The sequence below is a fragment of the Mycolicibacterium llatzerense genome, assembly GCF_000878195.1.
Classification (GTDB): domain Bacteria; phylum Actinomycetota; class Actinomycetes; order Mycobacteriales; family Mycobacteriaceae; genus Mycobacterium; species Mycobacterium llatzerense.
In genome coordinates this window covers 1-7,770 of the sequence record NZ_JXST01000078.1, presented here as the reverse complement: position 1 = coordinate 7,770, position 7,770 = coordinate 1, and the positions used below count along the sequence as shown (strand labels likewise).

The following is a 7,770-nucleotide window of genomic DNA, read 5'->3' as shown; positions in this document are numbered from 1 at the left end:
GGGGGTGGCGGCGGTGCTCCGCTGTCCAGCTCGAGCCCTGCCGTTGGCCCGCCGGCAGGAAGCAGCATCACCGCTGGCACTCCAGGCGGAGGCGGCCCCGGTGGCGGTGCTCCCGGCGCGGCCGGGATGGGAATGATGCCGCCGATGATGGGCGCCGGTATGGGCGGCAAGAACGACGAAGGCCGCAAACCCGAGGACCACCGCCGTGTTGTGCTGCGGCCGGTCCCCAACACCGAGCCAGTGTTCGGCGAAGTCCGCCGCGAACGCCGCGAACGCACCGACCGGGACAAGAAGAAGACCTAGCAAGACCAGGGGAGTTGCGTTGTCGCGCAACGCATATCACAGAGGGAGACGCAGGACATGTCCACACGGACCGAGCAGATGTCATCGATGATCGACAAACTGTTGGAAAGCGTTTACGAGTGGGAAGACAAGGTCAACGCTTTCACCGCGAGCAGCGAAATCGACGACGAGATCGTCGTGACGCACGACGGCCGCGGCCGACTGATCGGCTGCGACATCCCACCCGGCCTCCAGGAACAGCTGTCCGTCGAAGAATTCGAAGAGGCGATGAACGAGGCCATCGCCAAGAACGCCCAGCGTGCATACGACGGCATCCAGGCCTTGGCCGCTGAATTTCGGGCGCAGTGGGCGAACATCCCCGAGGAGTTCGCCAACCACCCCGTCGCGGCCGAGTTTTCCGCAGCGCTGCGCGGCGCGAGCTAACGCCCTCACTGTCGCCGCCGAAAAATACGTCCGGCAGCGTCGGTGCAGGCAGTTACCATTTCTATAGCAGCAGAAGGGGAGGAAAACAGATGGACGCGATCCACGCCGATGTGCCGCAGGTGGAGTCATCCAGCGGTGGCTGGTCCTCCATTGTTCCTTCCCAAGAGGGCATTCACCCGGTTCCGACACCGGGCCTGGATGCGCTGTCGGGAGCGGTTTCCGGGGCCGTGGCGGCATGGCCGGCGGTCCATGAAGAGTTCGTAGCGGGTCGCGTGAGCGCCGCAGGCAAGTTCGTGGCCGCCAACGGCGGCACCATCGCCAACATCAGCACAGCCGAAGCAACCAACACTGCACAGATCGACGGGATTGAGGTTTAGACATGGCCACTCAGTACACACACCCGTCGGTCCTGTCGCCGTACCCCAACACTGGTGAGGTGCGTCTGCCGCCGCCGATGCAGCCGCAGCACGGCTACCCGCCCGCGCAGCCGCCGCGCAGCCCCAAGGGCGGGCTGATCACCGCGGCGATCATCGGTGCCGCTGCGATCGCGCTCACCGCGGGTGCGATCGGGGGACTCATCGGCAACCACATGGCGACCGGCTCGGCGCCCGCAGCCGCAGCACCCGCTGCGCCGACTGCGCCCACCAGCGAGCAGGTGCACGCGGCCACAGTCGACCTGTGCACCCGGTTCGCCGCGGGTTATCGCGCTATGCCGTCACCCCAGAACACAGCATTCGACGTCTTGCCGACGGCGAACTTCATCGCTGACGCCCTGAGGGACAATTCGGCGGCTGATAGCACGATTCGTGAAGCAGTCGATAAGAGCCTCCAGCTTCTGCGCCAGCATGCTGCCGCCGCGAGTGGGGAACAGACGCGCGGTGCGATACGGCCCGCCGTCGGCTGGACTGCGGATGCGGCTAACAACGCAGACCAGCGTGTCTGGGATTTGTGCAGGGCTTACGGAGGCTAAGGAATGGACGCGGGAGCGGAAAGTAGTACCGGGGGGGCCGCTGCCGCTGCGCAGTCTGGTGCTCACATCGGGATGGAGTTGTTTCACAAGGCAGTGAAAGCCGCTGATTCTGTGGCCAAGAAGACTGCAGGTGCCGCCAGTACCGCTGCGAACACCGCTAGCGAACTTGGCGAAGGCCCGTTCGCGATGGCGATCAAGGCCGGCCGGCGTCCGCCGGACAGTTTGGTCCAATTCCTCGACGACCTTCATGAATTCCATGCAGGTCTCGCCAGGGACCTCGATGAAGCAATCGGGACGTCGAAGAACACCTACCGGCCGCAATTCGCCGAGGCGCTGCAAGGCGAAGCCGGTGACGCCCTTCTCGCCGCACACGACGAGAACACAGATCTGTGGAGCACTCACTACGACCAGCACGCCAGTGCGGCCAGGGCCGCATATCAGGCGTCCCATCACACCCAAGTTCTCCAAGGCTTGATCGACAACACCGCCGAAGCTGGTCAAGAGGAATTCAATAAGGCCGTGAAAAGCCGCAATCCAGCAGCGGCGATGCAAGTGTGGACAACTTACAGCCAGCAAGCCGACCAGGACGTGGCTGAAAGCGTCAAGCAGGTCACCCAGGCGCTCAGCGGGAAGTTCATCATTCCCCAGAATGGTCCGGGCAGTCAGAAGACGCCCGACGGTAAGCAGTCTGATGGCAAGCAGTCGGACAACAAGGAGAACAAGGGCAAGGACGCCGAGAAAGGCACCACACCCGACGCCTCACAGACGACTAGCAAGACTGCTTCGAAGGACGGCAAGTCTGCTGCCGATGCATCGCAGCCAGGGGCGACACCGGACGCCAACCAAACTGCCGTGAAGAACCCACTTACACCGGGCACGGCTAACGGGGACGCTACGCAAACAGCTACACCGCCGAGTCAAGCGCCTAGCCAAATGCCGATGACGGGTATGCCGGCCAGCCCCGGCGGTGGCGCTGGTGGCGGTCGTGGTGGTGGGTCCGGCGGCGGGTTGGGCTCGGGTATGTCCGGGCTTGGGTCGAGCATGAAGCCGCCGTCAGGGCTGGGTTCTCCGGGCGGCGGCATGTCTGGTAGTGGGGGAATGCCGGGCGGTATGCCCAGCGGCGGCGGTATGCCTGGTGGTGCGTCTACGTCGCCGGCGTCGGCGTCGCCGTTGGCCAATGCGGGGTCGAGCTTTCAGAGTGGTCTGGCATCGGGCATGAGCGCAACCGGTGGTGGCGGTAGCGCTGCTCCAGTTTCTCCTGTGTCGCAATCGCTTTCGCAGCAGCAAGCGGCTGCCGCCTTTGCTGCGCAGCCGCCGGCCGCGGCGGCGCCTCAGATGGGCAGCACTCCTGCTGGGGTGCCGATGGGCGGCGGTCCGTCGGGCGGGGAGATGGGCGGCGGTGCCGCACAGGGTGGTTCAGGCGCAGCGCCGGTGGGCGGGGGCGGCATGATGCCTCCTGCCGGCGCGATGGCTGGTGGCCCGATGGCTCCCTACAGTGCTCCGGGGGCCGGTGCGGCTGGCGCGACTCCTGCGGCGCCGTCTGCGCCGACGTCACCTGCGAGCGCTGGTTCGAGTAGCGCTAGTGGCGGTGGCGGTCCTGCTGCTGGGCCGGTGATGGCGGCTGGGCATGGTTCGGCTGGGGCCGCGTCTGGTTTGGTTTCCTCTGGTACTGAGGTCAATCCTGATTTGTTGTTGGCGCAGAGGGTACTTGGTGGTTTGGTTCGCGCTTGCGAGAACTGGCCGTCGCTGATCGTTTGGGCGGTCAGCGTGGTGAAAACCTCTGTGGGGTCGCAGATCATCATCGCGACTAGCGCTGGCGGGGGCGGTTATGTTCCGCCGACGGTGGCGCTGCCGACAACGGCTCGGCTGGCTGTGGTTGATCCCGTGCTCCCGTTCGGGTGGGCAGCACACTGGATGGGGTGCCAGAAGCCGTCGAAGATTCTGGCGGATCATTTCGAGCTGTTCCGCAAAAAGGCTGGGGGAGCGCAGCTTTCGGCGATGGTGACCACGGAACTGTGGCCGCAGGCTCCAGACGGAGTGCAGGATTTCCTGGGGATGCAGCATCGGGATGCGTTGGCGTTGGTCAGCGAGGCACCGCGCCTCGATGGTGGGCATCAGCACCGGTTGGCCGCCTATGATCCCAGCCTGGCTCAGAGGATTGCCAATCTTGATAAGGGTGCTGACGTATCAGCTTGGGCGGCAGCGAATCTGACCGCAGCGGTCATCAACGCGGCGCACGCTGAGCCGGATGTTTCTGGCGACAGGTTGGTGACCGATGACGAACTGGCGGTGCTGCAATCGGTGCACCGTGGTACAGCTGATGCCGTCGGTTGGGGCTTGTATGACAGCCTGGTTCGCAAGCGTCACAACGGGGTGCTGGAGTGGCCCGAGGTTCATGCGCCGCAGGATTTCGATGGTTCTGCACTGAATGTGACGATGGCGCAGTCGTATCGGAAGTACTTCCGGATGAGCCAGATCGTCGAGTTGGTGCGGTGCTGGAAGTACACGCCTCCGCCTCTGGCGGACCTGGCCTATTGCGGCATCCACGCCGGGTTCGGGTCGACAGTGGTGGCCAAGGTCGGTGAGCTGGAGCAGCAGTTGCGTGGGCAGGCGTCATAGCAGGGGTTTGTCTGTGCTGGTGGCGGTGCCTTTCGGCTCAACACAAAATCAGTTGCAGCATCACTGTTCACGATTGCTTCTTTGTGTGTAAACTGCTGGTGGTAATGAATTGGTGACGTGTTGGGAGGGGCTGTCGTGGAGCTTGCTGAGGAGTCGGCGAACGACACCCGAGAAGTCCGGGTTGTGGCTTCGGCTGTGTCGGTCAAGCGGACCATCGCTGTCGAGGTGGGGGACAACGGGTGCGTCGTCGGGGTGCGATTCCTCAGCGATGCGTTCCGGAGGTGGGACTCGTACACGTTGGGAGAGCGGGTGGTCAAGGTCGCTGACGTGGCTCATGACCGTTACCTGTCCATTCAACCGAACCGTGACGGGCACTATCCCGAGCGCGGCGAGGTGTCCGCGCGTGAACGCAAGCTGAACTTCTAGAAGGGGCAACACCGCGATGTCGAATGATTGGGATCCGATCAACACCGTTCTCGGCGGGGTCTTGGGAACGGCGATTGCCGCACCGCTGGGACCTCTCGCCCCGATTGCGGGGATAATCGGCGCGAACCTGCTGGGCAAGGAAGACAATCCGACCGCTAATGGTCCGATTCACGTGGGCCATGTCGGTCCGGATGCACCGCCTCCTGCAGCGCCTCCGCCTGCTCCTGGCGGGTTGGCGCCCGGGCCGCCGCCCCCGCCGCCTCCGGCGCCCCTTCCTGCGCCGCCGGGTGCTCCCACACCCGGTACAGGCGCGGCGAGCGACGCGGCGAACAAGGAGAGCCGCGAGGTCGCGGATGTCATCGCGCAGCTGCATGAGCTGGACAAGTCGGCGGCGAGCACGATTGATGCGATCCACGCGGCCGGGACTGCGGGCCAGCAGCAGCTGGACGGCATCACCAAGGACGTTCAGGACAAGATCACCGAGCTGGGTCCTCGGCTGGACACGCCCGCTGGCCAGCAGGAGCTTCGGGACTTCTTGAAGGAGAAGTTGACCGCGGCCAAGAAGATCATCGATCAGCAGATCGCCGATGCGGAAGCCAAGGCCCGTCATACTCGCGAGTTGACGCAGAAGTACGCCGACATCGGTGGCGGCGGCGACGACGTTAAGCCCGCCGGCAACGCTGGCAACGGCGGCAACGGCGGTGAGGGTGGCGGCCCCAGCGGTGGCGGCCCGGCTAGTAGTAGCGAGCAGGGCACGACGCCGTCGAGCGCGCCGGTGAATGCGGCGGCTCCGGGTACGTCGCCGTACGGGCAGGGCATGATGCCAGGCGCGGGCATGATGCCTGCGGGTATGTCGATGCCGCAGATGCCGTCGTTCGGTGGGGGCGGCATGCCCTCGTTCGGCGGGGGCGGTGATCCACTAAGTGCCTTGAGTGGGTTGGGTGCTCAAGGGTTGGGCCGTGATCCGTCGTCGTCCTTCCATGACGATCCCAGTAGCAGCAAGGGCTCGAGCAGCGATGGTCCGTCGAACGCGAAGTTCAAGGACGGCACCGAGAGCGGTTCGGGGAATAGCGGCGGTAAGCCGGGCAGTGAGACCAATGGCAACACGTCGCCGGCGGGAGCCCCCGGGACGACCGGAACCAATGGCGGTACAACGGAATTGGCCGGCAACCATCAGGGCGCTCCGGGCTCTGACCCGAACGCGCCCGCTCCGACGACACATGTGTCGTTGCCTGGGGGGCAGGACACCGAAGCGCGCACCGTGCAGGGCGCGCAGGCGGTCAAGGCTGCGCTTGGCGGGGCGACGGTGGCCGATGCGTGGCATCAGGCGGGTGTGACGGTACCGCCGCCGGGCACGCCGGTGACCGACCCGATTCCGCCGACCAAGTTGAAGGCCGGCGACGTGGGTATCTGGCAGGACCATCTGGTGATGGCCTTGGGTAACGGCAAGGTGCTCGTTTCCGGTCAGCCGCAGCCGTTGTCGAGTGTGGGCACCGGCCCAGATTTCCTGGGGTGGATGGACCCGAGCGCAGCGGCCCCCAAGGGTGGCGCCCCGGCCGCAAGCTCTGCTGCGGCACCGCCGCAGCAGCCGCCGGCAGCGCCGCCAGGGTTGCCGTCCTAAGAAGCTGTTTGAGTGTGAGAGCGGGTGGGCGATGACGCGACGTCGCGGTGATAGCCGTGCGATCGGGTCATCGCCCACTGCTGCGCATAACGATGTAGGTGTCCGATGAGTTTGGATGGGTTTGTGCGTGCTGCGGGGGCGGCGATGGGTATGGCCCGCGAATCGTTCGGCACTGGTGGTGTGGCGTTGGCGCCCCCGTCTGACCTTGGCTCGCGCCCGGATCGTACTGGTGACGGATCAGGCGCTGCGGCAACCGCTTTCAGTCACGAATCAACACAGATTGACTCTCATCTGGCGGCGCTGAGCGAGCATGATGCGGCCAGCGGAGCGCAGCTGCAACAAGCTCTGACCTCCGCTGGTGTCTCGCGCGGCCGGATGGACTCGGTGATCGCCACGGCGGTGGCCGATGTGCAGGCAATGGGCATGTCCACCAACACGATTGAGGGCCAAAAGGCGTTGGTGGCGGCCATCAAACGGCACCTGGAGGACACCAAGTCCACTCTGGATCAGGGCGGCGCCGACGCCTCCACCCACGCTGCGTCAGCCAACGCGAACGCCGCGGGCTATCAGGGCATCGGGCACCCGCCCGCCGGGGCTGCCCCGGCGATGGCGACGATGCCGGCGATGCCGCAACTTCCCCAGATGCCGATGGGCGGCATGGGCGGCGGCTTCCCCATGGGCGGCGGCATGCCCCTGGCACCCCTGGGCGCACTCGGAAACCTGTTCTCGCGCACCGGGTTCGCTCAGGACGCCGGCCACGTGTCGAGCAACCCGGTGGGCGATGGGCTCGGCGGCAACGTGCCGAGCTCGGAGAACACGTCCTCGGCCGCGGCGATTCCGGTCAGCGAGGTCGATCTGCGCAAGAAGGGGTTCCCCGGCGGCCCGGACGCGTACCGTACCTACATCGGAAAAGCCCTCGACCACATGGGAATTACCGACCCGGTGGCGCGGGCGAACTGGACTCGCGGCTTCATGACAGCCGCCAGCCGCGAGTCCGGTTTTCACCCCGATGCGGTGAACACGAGTGACTCCAATGCGCATGGCGCGCGGATGGCCGATGGCGCCCCGGCCAATTCGTCACGTGGCGGCTTGCAGACCATCCCGTCAACGTTCGCCGCGAACCATGAGCCGGGGACCAGTCGCAGCATCTATGACCCGATCGCCAACATCGCGGCGTCGATGAATTACGTCATGCGCCGCTATCACGTGGCGCGCGACGGGTCGAATTTGTCGGCGGTTGGCCAGTTCAATCCCCATCACGCACCGGGAGGTTACTGATCGTGAGTTTGGATGGGTTTGTGCGTGCTGCGGGGGCGGCGATGGGTATGGCCCGCGAATCGTTCGGCACTGGTGGTGTGGCGTTGGCGCCCCCGTCTGACCTTGGCTCGCGCCCGGATCGTACTGGTGA

At 65.6% G+C, this 7,770-nt stretch carries 7 protein-coding genes and 1 pseudogene; all 8 read left to right on the top strand.

All coding sequences use genetic code 11. The features are described from left to right. Nucleotides 1–303, top strand: a pseudogene (locus TL10_RS31890) (PPE domain-containing protein); the annotation flags it as partial. Nucleotides 304–360: 57 nt separating this feature from the next. Further along, on the top strand, nucleotides 361–726 hold the full coding sequence (locus TL10_RS28970; RefSeq protein WP_043988376.1) for a hypothetical protein: 366 nt from the start codon (nucleotides 361–363) through the stop codon (nucleotides 724–726). An 89-nt stretch (nucleotides 727–815) separates the two neighbouring features. Beyond that, nucleotides 816–1,103 (top strand): hypothetical protein, encoded by a 288-nt coding sequence (locus TL10_RS28965; protein WP_043988375.1) that lies wholly within the window; start codon nucleotides 816–818, stop codon nucleotides 1,101–1,103. Between the two features lie 2 nt (nucleotides 1,104–1,105). Then, entirely contained in the window at nucleotides 1,106–1,696 is a 591-nt protein-coding gene (locus TL10_RS28960; RefSeq protein ID WP_043988374.1) for a hypothetical protein, read from the top strand. Nucleotides 1,697–1,807: 111 nt separating this feature from the next. Continuing rightward, nucleotides 1,808–4,315, top strand: a complete 2,508-nt coding sequence (locus TL10_RS31090; RefSeq protein ID WP_131630829.1) for a hypothetical protein — start codon at nucleotides 1,808–1,810, stop codon at nucleotides 4,313–4,315. A 135-nt stretch (nucleotides 4,316–4,450) separates the two neighbouring features. Next, entirely contained in the window at nucleotides 4,451–4,741 is a 291-nt protein-coding gene (locus tag TL10_RS28950; RefSeq protein WP_043988372.1) for a hypothetical protein, read from the top strand. Between the two features lie 16 nt (nucleotides 4,742–4,757). Next, a complete protein-coding gene (locus TL10_RS28945; protein ID WP_082068123.1) occupies nucleotides 4,758–6,362 on the top strand; it encodes a DUF4226 domain-containing protein in 1,605 nt (534 codons plus the stop codon). Between the two features lie 375 nt (nucleotides 6,363–6,737). Beyond that, nucleotides 6,738–7,640 carry a transglycosylase SLT domain-containing protein gene (locus tag TL10_RS28940; RefSeq protein WP_234711570.1) on the top strand — a complete coding sequence of 301 codons (903 nt, stop codon included), beginning with the start codon at nucleotides 6,738–6,740 and terminating at the stop codon, nucleotides 7,638–7,640. Nucleotides 7,641–7,770: the final 130 nt, after the last annotated feature.